This window comes from Micromonospora narathiwatensis (genome assembly GCF_900089605.1).
Classification (GTDB): domain Bacteria; phylum Actinomycetota; class Actinomycetes; order Mycobacteriales; family Micromonosporaceae; genus Micromonospora; species Micromonospora narathiwatensis.
The window spans coordinates 3,557,685-3,574,008 of sequence record NZ_LT594324.1; the positions used below are offsets into that span (position 1 = coordinate 3,557,685).

At 74.5% G+C, this 16,324-nt stretch carries 14 protein-coding genes; 3 read left to right on the forward strand and 11 right to left on the reverse strand.

Annotated features, from left to right (window positions below; all coding sequences use genetic code 11):
• Positions 1 to 42 precede the first annotated feature (42 nt).
• Positions 43 to 1,476, forward strand: a complete 1,434-nt coding sequence (locus GA0070621_RS15045) for a pyridoxal-dependent decarboxylase (protein ID WP_167666933.1) — start codon at positions 43 to 45, stop codon at positions 1,474 to 1,476.
• A 132-nt stretch (positions 1,477 to 1,608) separates the two neighbouring features.
• On the opposite strand, the gene GA0070621_RS15050 is transcribed toward GA0070621_RS15045, so the two are convergent.
• The 5 genes from GA0070621_RS15050 to GA0070621_RS15070 form a co-directional block, all read right to left on the reverse strand.
• The gene (locus GA0070621_RS15050; protein WP_091195983.1) at positions 1,609 to 2,631 is read right to left on the reverse strand and encodes a sulfite exporter TauE/SafE family protein; all 1,023 of its coding nucleotides are present in this window, start codon (positions 2,629 to 2,631) and stop codon (positions 1,609 to 1,611) included.
• Positions 2,632 to 2,797: 166 nt separating this feature from the next.
• Positions 2,798 to 3,283 (reverse strand): RrF2 family transcriptional regulator, encoded by a 486-nt coding sequence (locus GA0070621_RS15055; protein ID WP_091195986.1) that lies wholly within the window; start codon positions 3,281 to 3,283, stop codon positions 2,798 to 2,800.
• Between the two features lie 71 nt (positions 3,284 to 3,354).
• Positions 3,355 to 4,239: an acyl-CoA thioesterase gene (locus GA0070621_RS15060; protein ID WP_091195988.1), complete on the reverse strand. Its 885-nt coding sequence runs from the start codon at positions 4,237 to 4,239 to the stop codon at positions 3,355 to 3,357.
• Between the two features lie 55 nt (positions 4,240 to 4,294).
• Positions 4,295 to 5,743, reverse strand: a complete 1,449-nt coding sequence (gene pyk, locus GA0070621_RS15065; RefSeq protein ID WP_091195991.1) for a pyruvate kinase — start codon at positions 5,741 to 5,743, stop codon at positions 4,295 to 4,297.
• 416 nt (positions 5,744 to 6,159) lie between these two features.
• Positions 6,160 to 6,525, reverse strand: a complete 366-nt coding sequence (locus GA0070621_RS15070; RefSeq protein WP_091195993.1) for a YciI family protein — start codon at positions 6,523 to 6,525, stop codon at positions 6,160 to 6,162.
• A 244-nt stretch (positions 6,526 to 6,769) separates the two neighbouring features.
• Here GA0070621_RS15070 and GA0070621_RS31120 point away from each other — a divergent pair, with 244 nt between their 5' ends.
• On the forward strand, positions 6,770 to 8,374 hold the full coding sequence (locus tag GA0070621_RS31120; protein WP_091202455.1) for a GMC family oxidoreductase: 1,605 nt from the start codon (positions 6,770 to 6,772) through the stop codon (positions 8,372 to 8,374).
• A gap of 65 nt (positions 8,375 to 8,439) precedes the next feature.
• On the opposite strand, the gene GA0070621_RS15080 is transcribed toward GA0070621_RS31120, so the two are convergent.
• The 6 genes from GA0070621_RS15080 to GA0070621_RS15105 all read right to left on the reverse strand — a co-directional run bounded on the left by GA0070621_RS15080 (position 8,440) and on the right by GA0070621_RS15105 (position 14,531).
• The gene (locus tag GA0070621_RS15080) at positions 8,440 to 9,258 is read right to left on the reverse strand and encodes a lipase family alpha/beta hydrolase (protein WP_091195996.1); all 819 of its coding nucleotides are present in this window, start codon (positions 9,256 to 9,258) and stop codon (positions 8,440 to 8,442) included.
• Positions 9,259 to 9,445: 187 nt separating this feature from the next.
• Positions 9,446 to 9,886: a hypothetical protein gene (locus GA0070621_RS15085; protein ID WP_091196000.1), complete on the reverse strand. Its 441-nt coding sequence runs from the start codon at positions 9,884 to 9,886 to the stop codon at positions 9,446 to 9,448.
• A gap of 6 nt (positions 9,887 to 9,892) precedes the next feature.
• Positions 9,893 to 10,156: a DUF6244 family protein gene (locus GA0070621_RS15090; RefSeq protein WP_091196003.1), complete on the reverse strand. Its 264-nt coding sequence runs from the start codon at positions 10,154 to 10,156 to the stop codon at positions 9,893 to 9,895.
• 233 nt (positions 10,157 to 10,389) lie between these two features.
• The gene (locus tag GA0070621_RS15095) at positions 10,390 to 11,169 is read right to left on the reverse strand and encodes a hypothetical protein (protein ID WP_091202456.1); all 780 of its coding nucleotides are present in this window, start codon (positions 11,167 to 11,169) and stop codon (positions 10,390 to 10,392) included.
• Positions 11,170 to 11,182: 13 nt separating this feature from the next.
• Positions 11,183 to 13,771 (reverse strand): FtsK/SpoIIIE domain-containing protein, encoded by a 2,589-nt coding sequence (locus GA0070621_RS15100; protein WP_091196005.1) that lies wholly within the window; start codon positions 13,769 to 13,771, stop codon positions 11,183 to 11,185.
• Positions 13,772 to 13,937: 166 nt separating this feature from the next.
• A complete protein-coding gene (locus tag GA0070621_RS15105) occupies positions 13,938 to 14,531 on the reverse strand; it encodes a TetR/AcrR family transcriptional regulator (RefSeq protein ID WP_091196008.1) in 594 nt (197 codons plus the stop codon).
• Between the two features lie 226 nt (positions 14,532 to 14,757).
• Here GA0070621_RS15105 and GA0070621_RS15110 point away from each other — a divergent pair, with 226 nt between their 5' ends.
• Positions 14,758 to 16,224: an MFS transporter gene (locus GA0070621_RS15110; protein WP_091196010.1), complete on the forward strand. Its 1,467-nt coding sequence runs from the start codon at positions 14,758 to 14,760 to the stop codon at positions 16,222 to 16,224.
• Positions 16,225 to 16,324: the final 100 nt, after the last annotated feature.

Here is a 16,324-nt window from a genome sequence, read left to right on the forward strand (position 1 = left end):
GTCCCCTTGCCCCGGCCGGACCCACCTGATCGACTCCAGGGCATGGCTGAGCACATGGACCCGGAGGAGTTCCGCCGCGCCGGGCACGCCGTGGTGGACTGGATCGCCGACTACTGGAAGACGGTCGGGCAGCGGCCGGTGACCTCGCAGGACCCGCCCGGCGCGGTGGCCGCCGCGCTGCCCGCCGGGCCGACCGAGCAGGGCGAGCCGGTCGAGGCCGTGCTGGCCGACCTGGACCGCGTCGTCGTCCCCCGGCTGACCCACTGGCAGCACCCGGGCTTCTTCGGGTACTTCCCGGCCAACACCTCCGGCCCGAGCGTGCTCGGCGACCTGGTCAGCTCCGGCCTCGGGGTGCAGGGGATGCTGTGGGCGACCGGCCCGGCCTGCACCGAACTGGAGACGGTGCTGCTGGACTGGCTCGCCGACCTGCTCGACCTGCCGGAGCGGTTTCGCTCGACCGGCCGTGGCGGTGGCGTGATCCAGGACTCCGCCTCGTCGGCGACGCTGGTCGCCACCCTGGGTGCGCTGCACCGGGCCAGCAAGGGCCGCTGGCGGACCGACGGCATCGACCGGCGCTACCGGGCGTACACCTCCACGCAGGGGCACTCCTCGATCGAGAAGGCGGCCCGGATCGCCGGGCTGGGTGCCGACGGGGTACGGGCGATCGAGGTGGACCCGGCGACGCAGGCGATGCGTCCGGCGGCGCTGCGGGCGGCGATCGAGGCCGACCTGGCGGCGAACGTGGTGCCGGCGATCGTGGTGGCCACCATCGGCACCACGTCCAGTACCGCCGTGGACCCGCTGCCGGCGCTCGGTGCGATCTGCGCCGAGTACGGCGTGTGGCTGCACGTCGACGCCGCGTACGCGGGCGCGGCGGCGGTCTGCCCCGAGCTGCGCTGGTCGCACGCCGGGGTCGAGTACGCCGACTCGTACTGCTTCGACCCGCACAAGTGGCTGCTCACCGGCTTCGACTGCGACGCGTTCTGGGTCGCCGACCGGGGTGAGCTGATCGAGGCGCTCACGGTGATGCCGGAGTTCCTGCGTAACGCGGCGACCGAGTCCGGGGCGGTGATCGACTACCGGGACTGGCAGGTGCCGCTGGGCCGCCGGTTCCGGGCGCTCAAGCTCTGGTTCGTGCTCCGCTGGTACGGCGTCGAGGGGTTGCGGGCGCACATCCGTTCGGGGGTGGCGCTCGCCGAGCGCTTCGCCGCACGGGTCACCGGCGACGACCGGTTCGAGCTGGCCGCGCCGCATCCGTTCTCGCTGGTCTGCTTCCGGTTGCGGGCCGGCGACGAGGCGAGCGCCGAACTGCTGGGCCGGGTCAACGCGACCGGACGGGTGCTGCTGACCCACACCCGGATCGAGGGGCGCTACGCACTGCGCCTGGCGGTCGGCTCGCCGCTGACCACCGAGCAGCACGTCGACGAGGCGTGGGAGCTGCTCACCGCCGCCGCCGACGACCTCCTCGTCGGCTGATTCCGCCGCAGGGCCGGCGAGATCGCGCCCGATCCGGGAAGTAGGGGCCTCGACGTCACCGGGATACCACTACTTCCGGGAGGTAGCACGATCTTGGCGGTCGGTGGCGGTTGTCGGGGGCGGCGGGAAAGGTCAGCTCTCGACGGTGGCGGTGAGGCGCTGGGGCGCCTCCGGCGTCGGGGCGCCGGCCGGGGTCACGGGCACGTCGGTCGGGGTCACGGGCACGTCGGTCGAGGTCACGGGCGCATCGGCCACGGGCACGGCCTCGGCGAGGGCCGCCGCGGCGACGGCCCGGGCCCGGCGGGTGCGGCGCAGCGCCCGTACCGCCAGCGCCAGGGCGACCAGCCAGCCCGCGCCGAGCAGCGCGTAGACCAGGGGCGGGAGCGGGCCGCTCGCCGCGCCGGCGCGCAGCAGCGTGCGCGCGTTGGTCAGCACGATCACCCCGCCGATGACCGCGCCGAGCAGCTGGGCCGGGACGATGCGGACCAGCCAGGCGGCGATCGGCGCGGCGATCAGGCCGCCGATCAGCAGGGCGGCCACGGTGGACAGCAGGAAGCCCTCGGTGCCGAGTCCGATGAGGAAACCGGCGCTGGCCGCGCCGGCCACCAGGAACTCGGCCGTGTCGACCGAGCCGATGACCTTGCGTGGTTCCATCCGGCCGGAGACCAGCAGCGCCGGGGTGGCGACCGGGCCCCAGCCACCGCCGCCGGTGGCGTCGACGAAGCCGGCGACCAGCCCGAGCGGGGCGAGGAAACGGCCCCGCAGGCGGCCGGCGGCCCGGTTGGCGCGCAGCGGCCGGGAGAAGCGGATCAGCAGGTACGCGCCCAGGGTGAACAGGATGGCGGCCATCCACGGGGCGGCGGCCTCGGTGGAGATGGAGCTGAGAAAGGTGGCGCCGGCGAACGCGCCGATCGCGCCGGGTACCGCGATCCGGCCGACCACCCGCCAGTCGACGTTGCCGAACCGCCAGTGCGACACCCCCGCGGCGAGGGTGGTACCGATCTCCGCCAGGTGCACCGAGGCGGACGCGGCGGCCGGCGCCACCCCGGCGAACAGCAGCAGGGTCGAGGAGGTGAGCCCGTACGCCATGCCGAGCGCGCCGTCGACCAGCTGCGCGGCGAGCCCGACCAGGGCGAGGATCAGCAGCTTGCGCACGAGCGCCCTCCGACTTTTCGGCATCTCCTATCGACTTGGTCGACAATGCGGCACGGAGGCGCTCCGGTCAAGTCCTACATCCGGTTGCTGGGACGCGCCGGACGGCGCGGAGGGTGAGCGGGTCAGTCGCCGCGCGCCGGACGGTGGGGCGGCGGGAGGCCGGCGGTCAGCTCCAGGCGCTCGGGTCGGCGGCGAGCTCGTTGACCCGGTCGGGCAGCGTGCCGCTGGCCACGTCGGCGACGGTGACCAGTTCGAGGATCTCCCGTTCGCTGGCCCGCAGGGCGATCCAGACCTCCTGCAACGCCCGGGCCGCCCCCTGGTAGCCGAGCTGCTCCGGCCGCTGGCCGCGCACGTGCGCCAACGGACCGTCGATCACCCGGATCACCTCGGCCAGGGAGATCTCCGAGGCGGGCCGGGCCAGCCAGTAGCCGCCCTCGGGGCCGCGCTGGGCGTGCACGATGCCGCCCCGGCGCAGCTGGAGCAGGATGCTCTCCAGGAACTTCGGCGGGATGTCCTGGGCGCGGGCGATCTGCTCGGCGGTCACCGGGCGGCTGCGCCCGGCCGCCGCGCCGCCGGCCACCGCGCTGCTGTCCACCGCCGCCAGTTCGGCGGCGGCACGTAGGGCGTAGTCGACGCGGGCGGAGAGACGCATGCCGGCTAGGTTAGTCCGCTGGTCAGCCGGCCGGTCTCCCGGCCCTCGGCCGAACGGTCACGGCCCGCCGGTCAGGCGCCGACCCGGCGCAGCAGCCCCTCCTGCACGGCGCTGGCGATGTGCCGGCCGTCGGTCGTGAACATCCGGCCGGTGGCCAACCCACGGGCACCGGAGGCGGACGGGCTCCAGCAGTCGTAGAGGAACCACTCGTCGGCGCGGAAGGACCGGTGGAACCACAGCGCGTGGTCCAGGCTCGCGCCCACCACTCCCCCGGGCCCCCAGACCTCGCCGTGCACCGAGAGCACCGAGTCGAGCAGGGTCAGATCCGAGGCGTACGTCAGGGCGCAGGCGTGCAGCAGCGGATCGTCGGGCAGCTTGCCGTCGATCCGCATCCAGACCCGCTGGTGCGGCTCGGCGGGCCGGTCGCCGGGGCGTACCCAGCCGGGCTCGCCCAGGTAGCGGACGTCGATCGGGCGGGGGATCTGGCCCCAGATGCCGAGCCGCTCCGGGTAGCGGGAGAGCCGGTCGGTCATCGTCGGGACCTGCTCCGGGCCGGGCACGTCGAGGGGGGCGGGAGCCTGGTGGTCCAGCCCCTCCTCGTGCCGCTGGAACGACGCCGACATGAAGAAGATCGGCCTGTCGTGCTGGAGCGCGACGGACCGGCGTACCGAGAAGGAGCGGCCGTCGCGGACGTTCTCCACCTGGTACTCGATCGGCTCGGCCGGGTCACCGGGGCGGACGAAGTAGCCGTGCAGGGATTGCACGAAGCGCTCCGGGTCGACGGTGCGCCCGGCGGCGACCAGCGCCTGGCCGGCGACCTGGCCGCCGTACACCCGCTGCGGACCGACCGGCGGGCTCATCCCCCGGAAGGTCATCTCGCCGGTGTGGTCCAGGTCCAGCACGGCCAGGAGCTGGTCGACCGCGGCCTGGCCGGTCGCCGCCGCCGGCTCGGTCACGGAGTCACCTCGGTTCGCGACCGCGGGGCTCGCAAAACCGACTCACTCCTCGCGCTCACTGCAAGGCCCGCGCCGCGGCGGCGTCGACCAGCGAGCCGAGCTGGTGTACCCGCAGCGTGTTGGTGGAACCGGGGGTGCCGGGGGGGCTGCCCGCCACGATCACCACGTAGTCGCCGGGGTTGGCCCGGTTGAGGCCGAGCAGCGCCTGGTCGACCTGGCGGAACATGTCGTCGGTGTGCTGGACGAAGGGCATCAGGAACGTCTCGACGCCCCAGGAGAGGGCGAGCTGGTTGCGCACCTCCGGCACCGGGGTGAACGCCAGCAGCGGCAGGTCGCAGTGCAGCCGGGCGAGCCGCTTGACGGTGTCACCGGTCTGCGAGAAGGCGACCAGCGCCTTGGCGCCGATGGCCCGGGCGATCGAGGACGCGCCGATGGTGAGCGCGCCGCCGTGCGTACGCGGGTCGTGCTGCAGCCGGGGCACGGAGATCGAGCCGGACTCGGTGGTCTGGACGATCTTGGCCATGGTGCTGACGGTGAGCACCGGGTACTTGCCGACGCTGGTCTCACCGGAGAGCATCACCGCGTCCGCGCCGTCGAGCACCGCGTTGGCCACGTCCGACGCCTCCGCGCGGGTCGGCCGCGAATTCTCGATCATGGAGTCGAGCATCTGGGTGGCCACGATGACCGGCTTGGCGTTCTCCCGGCAGAGCTGCACCGCCCGCTTCTGCACCAGCGGCACCTGGTCCAGCGGCAGCTCCACGCCGAGGTCGCCGCGGGCGACCATGACGCCGTCGAAGGCGAGCACGATCGCCTCCAGGTGGTCGACCGCCTCGGGCTTCTCGACCTTGGCCAGCACCGGGCGGAACACGCCCTCCTCGGCCATGATCGCGTGCACCAGCTTGATGTCGTCGGCCGAGCGGACGAAGGAGAGCGCGACCAGGTCTACGCCCAGGCCGAGCGCGAAACGCAGGTCCGCGGCGTCCTTCTCCGACAGGGCCGGGACGCTCACCGCCACGTTCGGCAGCGAGACGCCCTTGTTGTTGGAGACCGCGCCACCCTCGGTGACCAGGCACCGGATGTCGTTGCCGGTGACGTCGCTGACCTCGACCGCGACCCGGCCGTCGTCGATCAGCAGCCGGTCACCCGGCTTCACCTCCTGCGGCAGCTTGCGGTAGGTGCAGGAGACCCGGTCCTTGGTGCCGAGGATGTCGTCCCCGGTGATCACCACCGAGTCGCCGGTGCGCCACTCGTGCGGGCCGTCGGCGAACCGGCCGAGCCGGATCTTCGGGCCCTGGAGGTCGGCGAGCACCGCCACCGGCCGTCCGGCCGCCTCGGCCGCCTCCCGGACGAGCCGGCAGACCGACTCGTGGTCGGCGTGACTGCCGTGGCTGAAGTTGAGCCTCGCCACGTTCATGCCGGCCTCTACCAGGCCCCGGATGCGCTCCGGGGACGACGTGGCGGGGCCGAGTGTGCAGACGATCTTCGCGCGGCGTGTCACGCCCATCAGGCTAGTCTCTCCTCCGGGTCGACCTGCCGGCCGGCCCCTTTCGGAATGCGGAACAGTTGTCCAACGACGCGAGATTCCCGCCCGGCGGGCGGGTGCCCGACGGCACCCGGGGCGTCGTGAGTGGCGGGCATCGGCGACCGCGCGGCGGAAATCGTACCGCCCGCCGTCATCCTCCGGCGGAGCGCTCCCGAGGTGCCCGCGAGCGCCGGTCGAGGCCGCCTCGACCAGCGATCGACCGCCGCTGTCCGGGCGGGGCGACGCCGGCCGGAATAGGCGGCGACGGACCGTGGTCCGGCCATCGACACGCCGACACCGCGCGGGGGCGAGGTGGTCCGGCGTCCGCGAGCAGAACTTCCCCGGTTCGAGGCGCGTCAGCACCGACGCGGCCGACGTGGGCGCGGGTCGCCCCGCCGTCAGCTCTGCGTCTTGGCCAGCGGGAACTCCAGCGAGCCGGCCGGGCAGAGGAAGGTAAGCACGTCCACCCGGTAGAGCCCGGCCTGCACCGCCGGGTCGGCCTCCATGACGCCGCGCACGTCGTCGACCGAGCCGGTGCGGGCCAGGCCGAAGCCGATCGGCGGGTCCGGCTGCCGGGCCGGACCGTCCACCGAGCCGGCGACCAGGATGACGCCCCGCCGTTGCAGCGCCCGCATGTGGTGGATGTGCTCGGCCTGCAACCGCTGCACCGTCTCCGCCGGCAGGGCGCGGCCCGACGGCCCCGGGTAGAGCACGATGCACTCGTACGTGTCGAGCGCGAAGTCGACCTGCGGGATTCCGGTCATGTCGCACCTCCAGACGTACGCCCCGACCCAGACTCGCACGGCGCGGACCGTCGTCGCGGTCGCTCGCCCCAACTGCCCGCGCCGGCGCCGGGTTGCGGACCCGTCGCGCCGTTCGTCCCATCGCCGCCCTGCGCTCCCATGGACGTACGTCGTCCCGGCCGGCGGGCCGATCGGGACTTTTCGTTAGGTGATCGATTCGCTACCGTGTGAAAGATTCTCGCTCAATGGGACAGTGGGGTCCGAGGTGGACGAATTCGACTACGTCATCGTCGGTGCGGGCGCGGCCGGGTGCGTGCTGGCCAACCGGCTCACCGAGGACCCGGGCACCCGGGTGCTGCTGATGGAGGCGGGCGGCTGGGACCGCAGCCCCTTCGTCCGCGTACCCAAGGGGTTCTCCCGCCTGATGGACGACGGGCGTACCGCCTGGCACTACCCGGCGACGACCGGGCCGGGGCGGGAGGAGACGTGGCAGCGCGGGCGGATGATCGGCGGCTCGACCTCGATCAACGGCATGATCTACAGCCGGGGCGCCCAGCCGGACTACGACGCGCTGGAACGCCTCGGCAACCCCGGCTGGGGCTGGTCGACCATGCTGCCGATCTTCAAGCGGCTGGAGGACAACCCGCTGGGCGCCTCACCGGTCCGGGGCGTCGGCGGCCCGCTGCGGCTCTCCACCACCACCGGCACCGACGAGCTCTGCGAGGAGATGATCGCGGCCGGTACGGAACTGGGCTGGCGCCGGGTCGACGACCTCAACGCCGACGACGGCGAGCGGATCGGCTACGCCATGGCCACCATCCGCGACGGACGCCGGGTCAGCGCCGCCCACGCCTTCCTGCATCCGGTACGCGCACGGCCGAACCTGACCGTCGCGGTCGACACCGTCGCGTTGCGGGTGCTGGTCCGGGACGGCCGGGCGGTCGGGGTACGCGCCGAGCACCGGGGCCGGCCGGTCGAGCACCTGGCGTCCGCCGAGGTGATCCTCGCCGCGGGCGCTCTCGCCACCCCGCAACTGCTACAGGTCTCCGGGATCGGGCCGGCCGACACGCTGCGTTCCGCCGGGGTGGAGGTGCTGCTCGACCGGCCCCGGGTGGGCGCCGGCCTGCGCGAGCACCGGTCGATGGCGTTGCAGTACCGGCTGGCCGGGCCGGGCGGCTACAACGCGCGGCTCGGCGGACCGCTCGGGCAGGCCCGGGCCGCGCTCGGCTACCTGCTCACCCGGCGCGGCCCGCTCGCCCTGCCGGTGCTCGACGTGGCGGCCCACATCAAGTCCCGCCCGGAGCTGGACCGTCCGGACGCCCACCTGCTGATGGCCCCGTTCTCGGCGGCGCCGCGCCGGCCGGGGCGGGCGCTGGAGCTGGAGCGGGAGCCCGGCCTGATGTGCCTGGGCACGGTGACCCGCCCGGACAGCGCGGGGAGCCTGGCCGTCACCGGGCCGGATCCGCGTACCCCGCCCGCGATCGTGGCGAACTACCTCGACACCCCGCACGACCGCACGGTCGCGGTGGACACCTTCCGGCGGATGCGGGAACTCTTCGCCACCGCGCCGATCGCCAAGCGGCTCGCGGCGGAGATACTGCCCGGGCCGGCGACGAGCACCGACGAGGAGATCGTCGAGGCGGCCCTGGCGGACGGCTACTGCGGCTACCACGCCATCGGCACCTGCGCCATGGGCCCGGACGACGAGCACGTGGTCGACCCGCAACTGCGCGTACGCGGAGTGGCCGGGCTCCGGGTGGTCGACGCGTCGGTGCTGCCGGTGATGGTCGCCGGCTGGATCAACGCGCCGGTTACCGCGCTGGCGTGGCGGGCCGCCGACCTGATTCTCGGCCGCGACACCCGGGACTGACCGACGGGCGGCGGGCGGCGTGTCCACGTCGAGGTGGCCGGGCGCCGCCCGTCGGCGTGCCCGCGTCAGAGGGCGAAGCAGTCGGGCCGGATGGTCGCGTCGGCGAGCGCCTGCCGGACGACGGTGTACGTCGTACCGTCGAGGACCAGGCCGAGGTGGCCGACCACCCGCAGCGGGCACCACGCCTGGACCAGCACGTTGGTGGCGCCGTCGGCGAGCATGGCGTTGTCGACCGGCCGGACCAGTTCGTCCTGCCAGGTGCGTACGGCGGTCCAGCGGAGCGCGCCGGGGGTCTCGTCGCCGTCGTTGAGGCCGGCGAGGAAGTCCGAGCCGATCGACATCTGCTGGCAGGCGACGACGCCGGCGCAACTGCCCAGCCCGACGAAGTTCACGATGTTGGCGACGTAGGTGCCGTGCTGCGGGGTGCCCAGGCTGACGTAGTGGGCCACCTTGTCGGCGCCGCCCAGGAACTTGACGTACCAGCGGGAGACCAGGCCGCCCTCGGAGTGGGTGACCAGGTCCACCTTGGTCGCACCGGTGGCGGCGCGGACCTGGTCCACGTAGGACGACAGCGCGCGGGCGGAGTCGCGGATGTCGCCGACGCCGAGCCCGGGCAGTTGGTAGATCCACACCCGGTAGCCGTCGGCCCGCAGCCGGGCGGCGATCGGCTCGTACGCGATGGAGATGCCGATCAGCCCGCCGACGACGATGACCGGGTTGCCGGAGGCCGCCGCCGCGACGGTGCGGCCGGCGGTGGCGGCGCTGGTCGCGGCGGCGGAACCGGTCGCGGCGGGGGAAGCCGTCGGGGTGGCCTGGGCGGCGGTGGCGGGGACGAGCAGGGCGGCGACGGCGGCGGTGACGGTGAGGATCTTTCGGAGCAGCATGGCTGCACCTCCGATGGGAGGCACCCGGGGAACCGGGAGGGACGGGTGGGGGAATCCGATCGATCGTGGAACGATGATGCGCGACTGTTTTCATGCTCGTCAATGAAAAGTTACGCGTCGGTAACCATTGTTCCGCCCTCGGCACAAACCGGCATATCGGACGCCTCCGGGGCGGGCCGGCCGGCCACTACGTCGGTGTTCTGGTCACCGCCGCCGCGACGGCCGGGAGCGCGCCGGCCTCCGGGTGCTCCGGGTCGAGCAGCACGGCGACCGCGACACCCGGTTCGACCAGCCAGAAGGCTTCGCTCTCACAGATCAGGCCGGGGCCGTCGGGGTGGGAGAAGTCGTCCATTTCCCACTCCGCTGCGTCACGCTCGTGCCAGTCGGCGAGGAAGTCGTGCAGCGCGGCGAGATCGCAGAGCCGGTCGCCGCGGAGCACGTGCACCCTGAGGTCGACCCGGTAGCCCCCGTCCACCCGGCGCTCCCAGACCCGGGTCGCGACGGCGATCTCGTCCCACTCGCCGGCGGAGTCGGACATCTCCGGGCCCACGCCGTCCGGGACGTGGCCGATCCGGAAGCCGTCCAGTTCCCCGCCGGTGCGGTCGACGGGCTCGTCGATCCCGCTCATCGGTGCTCAGTTCCCCAACGCCTGGACCCTGGCGATCGTCTCCTGAACGTGCTGCCGGGCGGGCGCGCCGCCCTGGGCGGCCTGGGCCAACGCCTGCCGATAGGCGTCGATCATGCCGACCAACGGTCCGGCCGCCGCGCCCTCCAACGCGCCGGCCACCAACGCCCGCGCCTCGGCGGCGTCCTGCGCGGCGGCCGCCGACTTGGCCTTCGCCTCGTCCAGCTTCTGGGCCGCCGCCACCAGCCTGGCGATGATCTGCGCCGCGCTCACGCCGCCGCCCCACTTCGCCCCACGACGGCACCGAGCCGGATGACCCGCTCGCTCACATGCCCCTCCCCGACGTCGTCCGCCTCGCCCGACCCGCGCCACCGCGGCGGCACCGGGCACAGAGGAGCCTACGAGACGGACGCACGCCCCGCGACCACCCGATCACAGGAACCACCGGCAGCCGCCGGCCCGCCCGGGCGAACCGGGCGGAAACCGCCGCCGGGGCCAGCACCGGTTCACGTGAGGCGGGTGACCACCAGGACGGCACAGTAGAGCGACGGGGACAGCAGCGCGCAGATGACGAAGCCGAGCGGGACGTACCGCGACGACGGCAAATCGCCACCGATCACCGGCCGGCCCCAACGGCCCAGGATCAGGTGACCGGCGAGGAACGACAGCAGCGGAATCCCGGTACAGGCCACCGCGAGCACCGGGCCGAGGCCGACCGCCTGGTTCGCCGGGGACAACGCCGCACCGCACATCAGCACCGAGCCGGCCAGCGCGCAGGCCGCGTAGACCGCGACGGCCCGGGCCGCCGGCGACCAGGTGGGCAGCAGCATGGGCCGGTGCCCGATGGCCTCGGCCTGCTGCCCGTACCGGTCGGCCTCGTCGGCGAGCTGCCGGGCCGCGGCCAGTTCCGCCGCCGGGTCCGGCTCCGGCGCCCGCGGCCCGGGCACCGTCCCTTCCGGATACGCCCCGACCTCCGGCCGCCCCGGCGCGGCGGCTGCGCCGCCGGTCGCCCCCGCCCCGGTTCCGGGCGGCGGTGCGCCTCCCGGGGACGCCGGGACGGACACGGCCGGCGCGCCCTCCGGCACCGTCACCGAAGCGGAGCCGCCGATGGCGCGGCCGAGCTGGTCGAGGCGCTGCCCCTGGGCGGCCAGCCGCTGGCCGAGCTGGTCGGCGGCGGCGTGCAGGCCGCGACGGCGTTCCGCCTCGGCGGCGACGGCCTGCTCCCCGCCGCGCTGCCGGGCGGACAGCTCCCGGACCAGGGCCGCGTACTCCTCGAATCCGGTCACCACTCGTCTCCGGTCACCACTCGTCTCCGTCGCCGACGAAGGGCACGATCAGGTCGGTGCGCTGGTCGTGCCGGTCCACCAGCAGGGCCCGCCCGTCCCGCGGGGTGTAGGTGAGATCGTGCACGCCGAGGTGCAGGCCCAGGTCGGCGCCGGACACGTTCAGCGCGACCAGGCAGGCCACGTCGTCGCGGTTCTGCGTACCGCCGAGGTCCTCGCCGAGCCGGCGCAGGCCCCGCCACCAGCCGAGCAGGTGCACGCCGTGGGCCGGGCCCTGGCGCAGCACCGCCCGCAGGTCGTCGTGCCCGGAGCGGAAGGTCTCCGGGTCGGCGGCGGCGAGCGCGCCCGAAGCGGCGTCCATCCCGAACACCACGAGGTAGGTCCGGGCGGCCTCCGGGGCGGGGCCGGCGGCCAACTCGGCGAGCTGGGCACGCAGGGCCGGGGCGTCGAGCCGGCGCACCGGGTGCCCGGCGGCGGCCAGCGTCATCGCCAGGTCGTCGGCGCGTTCGGTGGTGCCGGACGCCAGGGGGGCGAGCAGGAAGCGGGCGGTGCCGGGGGCGTGCTGCCGGGCCAGGCTGAGGGTGGCCGAGCGGAGCACGTCCGCCCCGGCGGCGGCGGTGCCGACCACCGCCAGGTGCCGGCCGGGTGCGGGGTCGAGGCGGACCGCCGCGCCGCTGCCGACCACGTCGACGGTCCGGCCGAGCAGGGCGAGCGGCGGATCGGCGTCGGGTCCCAGCCCGGCCCAGCCGGGGTCGTCGGCCAGCCGAGGCGTCTCGTACCCCCGGAAGACGACCGGCGGCGGCGAGCCCGCCGGCCGGGCCTGGAACAGCTCGTGCCGCAGCGCGGCCAGCTCGGCGCGGGCGGCGTGCGCGTCCGGGAAACGGACCTCGGTGTCCGCGCCGGCCGCACCCCCGGCGTGGTTGACCACGGCCGTCCCCACCGGAAGCGCCCTCGCGGCGTCGTTGACCGGGTCGAGCACGCCGCCCCCACCCGGCAGCGCGACCCGCAGCGGAAACTGGCCGAAGATGGTCTCGGCCCGGCCGTAGAGGGCCTCGATCCCGGTGGTGCTCTGGCTGGCCAGCACCAGGTGCAGGCCGTACGAGCGGCCCTTGCGGGCCAGCTCCTCCAGCAGGTCGACGGCCTGCCGGGCGAGGGCGTCGTTGCCGGCGAAGAGGACGTGGAACTCGTCGACCACGGTGACGATCCGGGGTGGCCGGGCGTTCGGCGGCAGGTCGGCGAGCTTGGTGACGCCGTGCTTCTTGAGCAGGGTGGCCCGACGGGTCAGCTCGGCACGCAGCTCGCGCAGCACGGCGACGCCGTACTCGCGGTCGGACTCGATGCCGACCGCGCGGGCGTGCGGCAGCCAGGACGGGTCGCGCTCGGTGGGGACGAACTCGGTGAAGCTGACCCCTTCCTTGAAGTCGAGCAGATAGAGCTGGAGTTCGGCCGGGGAGTAGCGGGCGGCCAGCCCGTAGAGCACGTCGAGCAGGAACACCGTCTTGCCGGCACCGGTCCGCCCGCCGACCAGCCAGTGCGGGGTGGCGTCGTCGAAGGCGACGGTCACCGGTTCCCGACCGACGGCCGCAGGGGCGGCTCCAGATCGCGGCGCGGCGTCAGACGCGCCGAGCTGGAGTTGCCGGCCCGCCCGGCCCAGCACGGTCCGCAGTCCGTCTCCGGACGACTCGGCCCAGCGCCGCGCCGGGAGCAGGTCGGTGAAGGTGACCGCGGTGGCCTGCCGGGTGGCCGCGCCGAGCTGCCGGGCCAGCCCCGTGACGGTGGCGTGCGACGGGTCAACGTCGAGCAGCACCGGGGCGGCCAGACCGCTGCCGTCGGCGCTGAACCGCTGCCCTGGTGGGTCACCGACCAGCACGTACCGGTCGTTCAGCCGGAGCTGGGTGGTGGCGCCGAGCGGCGGTGGCGGGTCGCCCGGGCCGGCGGCCGGGTAGCCGGCGAACAGGACGCAGACGGCCGCCGCGGGGCCGGCGTGGGTGAGCGCGGCGAGCCGGGCCAGCTCCCGGGGCGGCGGGGCGGACGCGACGACGACGAGCAGCAGCTCCTGATCGTCGCGGGCCGCCCGCTGAGCGGTCCGGGCGTGCCGTTCGGCCTCGTCGAGCAGCGCGGTGATCTCGGCCGCGGTGGTGGCGGCCGGGGCGAGCACGCCGGCGTCGTGCAGCGGGCGCAGCGGCAGGAACGCGGCGCCGAACGCGGCCGGGTCGATGCCGGCGACCCGGACCGTGCCGGCCGGCAGGGCGGCGAGCAGCCGCACCACCACCGCCCGCAGCAGTTCGCCGACCCGAGGGTCGCGGGCGTCGGCGTCCACCGCCAGGTGGGTGCCACCGGCCAGCGGCACCAGCACCGGGAAGCCGCCGTCCAGGGTGGTCGCCTCGCCGAGGCGTACCGGGACGGGGTTGGTGGCGGGCCGGGCCGCGTCGGGCGCCGGTTCGGCCAGCTCGGCGCCGAGCCGGGCCAGCCGGGCCACCAGCTCGGGGCTGCCGGGGGCCACCGGTCCGGCGGCGGCGAGCGCGCGTCGCACGGCCTCCCACCGGCGTACGGCCTGCCGGTGGCAGGCGACCGCCTGCCCGTACACCGTCGCGAGCCTGCCCACCGTCCACCCTCCGACGTCGCCACGGTCTGCGATCAAGGGAACCCTAACGGACGCCCGCCGGCCCGGCACAGTACGCGGCCCTGGTCCACATCGCGGTGACCGATCCCACCGGGCCGGCGTTCCTCCGGCCGGCGACCGCGTCGCCCCGGGGCGAACGCGCCGGGCGTCAGCGGCGCGCGGCCGGGTGGCGCAGGCCGTCCAGGGCGATGGCCAGCACCCGGTCGCGCTGGGCCGGCTCGGGGAACTGGTACGCCGTGATTCCGCTGATCAGCCGCACCACGTCGTCGAAGCCGGCGTCCGGCCGGGCCACTCCGGCCTCCTGGGCGCGCCGCAGCAACGGCTCGCCCGCGGCGTAGATCTCGGTACGGCAGCTGCGGAACACCTCGGAGTCGTGCACCAGTTCCTCGGCGAGGGCCCGCTTGGTGCCTACGTAGGCAACGAACCGGTTCAGCCAGGCGACCAGGGCATCCCACGGCGGGAGCTCCGCCAGGTCGGCGGCGGACCCGCTGAGCGCGCGCACCTCCTCGACGTAGACCGCCTCGAACAGGTCACGCCGATTGGGGAAGTTCCGGTACAGCGTCCCGATGCCGACCCCGGCCCGCCGGGCGATCTCCTCCAGCGATGCGCCCGCACCGCACTCCCCGAACGCCTCCCGCGCGGCGGCGATCAACGCGTCGTAGTTGCGCCGGGCATCCGCCCGCTTCGGGCGCCGCGCAACGACCTCCCCCAGCTGGTCGGCGCTGGCCATGACGGGCGTCACCTCTCCTACCTTGCAACCGGAGGCATCCCTCCGCTAGCTTAATGGAGGCACCCCTCCGGAACTGACCGGAGCCATGCCTCCGGATAGCTTACTCCGGCTTTTCGGGCCGATTCCCGGCTGGCGCGATTGACGCCCCAGACACCCGGACCCGGGTCCCGCCATGCCCTCATTCGGCCGAACACCGGCAGCTCCGGCTGCCACCGCTACGCGAACGGGAGTCCTCTCCGTGATCGAACCCACCCGACGCGACTCGCGTCGGTTGACCTTCCTCGTCCTCGCGGCCGGCACCGGCTTCTTCTCGATGCTCCAGTCGCTGATCACCCCGGTGCTGCCCACCATCCAGCACGACCTGCACACCTCCCAGAACACCGTGACCTGGGTCCTGACCGCCTACCTGCTCTCCGCGTCGATCTTCACCCCGGTCCTCGGCCGGGTCGGCGACATGGTCGGCAAGGAGCGGATGCTGGTCGTCTCCCTCGCCGCGCTCGCGCTGGGCTGCCTGCTGGCGGCCATCGCGCCCAGCATCGGCGTGCTCATCGCCGCGCGGGTCGTCCAAGGCGTCGGCGGCGCCGTGTTCCCGCTCTCGTTCGGCATCATCCGCGACGAGTTCCCCGCCGCACGGGTGAGTTCGGCCGTCGCGGCGATCTCGGCGATCGTCGCCGCCGGTGGGGGCCTCGGCGTCGTCCTGGCCGGCCCGATCGTCGCCACCCTGGGGTACCGCTGGCTGTTCTGGATCCCGCTGGTCGTCGTCGGGCTCACCGCACTCGCGGCGCACCGGTTCGTGCCGGAGTCACCGATCCGTACGCCCGGCCGGATCAACTGGGCAGCCACCCTGCTGCTGTCCGGCTGGCTGGTGGCGCTGCTGCTGCCGATCAGCAAGGGCGCCGCCTGGGGCTGGACCTCCGGTCGGGTGACCGGTTCGCTGGTGCTCGCCGGAGTGCTCCTGGTCAGCTGGCTGCTGGCCGAAGCCCGCTCGGCGAACCCGCTGATCGACCTGCGGATGATGCGCCTGCCCGGAGTCTGGACGACCAACCTGGTCGCCCTGCTCTACGGCGGCTCGATGTTCGCCGTCTACGCCTTCCTGCCGCAGTTCGTGCAGATCCCGACCAGCGCCGGATACGGCTTCGGCGCCAGCGTCACCCAGGCCGGGCTGCTGATGCTGCCGATGCTGGTTGCCATGTTCGTCGCCGGCCTCGCCGCCGGCCGGATGCAGGCCAGGTTCGGCGCCAAGGCGCTGCTCGCGGCCGGCGCGGTTTGCAACGTGTTCGCCTCGGCGATGCTGACCGTCGCGCACGACACCCGCTGGGAGATCGGCGTGGCCGGCGGGCTGGTGGGCCTGGGCATCGGGCTGGCGTTCGCCTCGATGGCCAACCTGATCGTGGCCAGCGTGCCGCCCGGGCAGACCGGCGTGGCGACCGGCATGAACGCCAACATCCGCACCATCGGCGGCGCGATCGGTGCTGCGGTGGTGAGCGGGGTGATCACCGCTCACCCGCAGGCGAGCGGGCTGCCGCGCGAGGCCGGGTTCACCATGGGCTTCCTGGTCCTCACCGGGATCGCGCTGGCCGCCGCGATGGCCGCACTGATCGTCCCCTCCGGCCGCCGGCCGGCGGTGCGTGGACAGCGCGGGGAGCGGTCGCCGCGGCACGCCGAGCCGGAGCTGACCGGCGAACTCGCGACGGCGGGACGCTGAGCCGCTCGCGGCCCGGGCCGGCATCGTCCTGAACGGGGCGGTCAGCGCGCGAGCACCAGGTGGGCGAAGGCCAGCCCAGGCGCTCCTCGACGTCCATACC

Excerpts from the sequence above, each read along its gene's own strand:
- GA0070621_RS15045 (WP_167666933.1), top strand. The coding sequence starts at position 43 with ATGGCTGAGCACATGGACCCGGAGGAGTTCCGCCGCGCCGGGCACGCC.
- GA0070621_RS15055 (WP_091195986.1), bottom strand. The coding sequence starts at position 3,283 with ATGCGTCTCTCCGCCCGCGTCGACTACGCCCTACGTGCCGCCGCCGAA.
- pyk (WP_091195991.1), bottom strand. The coding sequence starts at position 5,743 with ATGGGCGTGACACGCCGCGCGAAGATCGTCTGCACACTCGGCCCCGCC.
- GA0070621_RS15070 (WP_091195993.1), bottom strand. The coding sequence starts at position 6,525 with ATGACCGGAATCCCGCAGGTCGACTTCGCGCTCGACACGTACGAGTGC.
- GA0070621_RS15080 (WP_091195996.1), bottom strand. The coding sequence starts at position 9,258 with ATGCTGCTCCGAAAGATCCTCACCGTCACCGCCGCCGTCGCCGCCCTG.
- GA0070621_RS15085 (WP_091196000.1), bottom strand. The coding sequence starts at position 9,886 with ATGAGCGGGATCGACGAGCCCGTCGACCGCACCGGCGGGGAACTGGAC.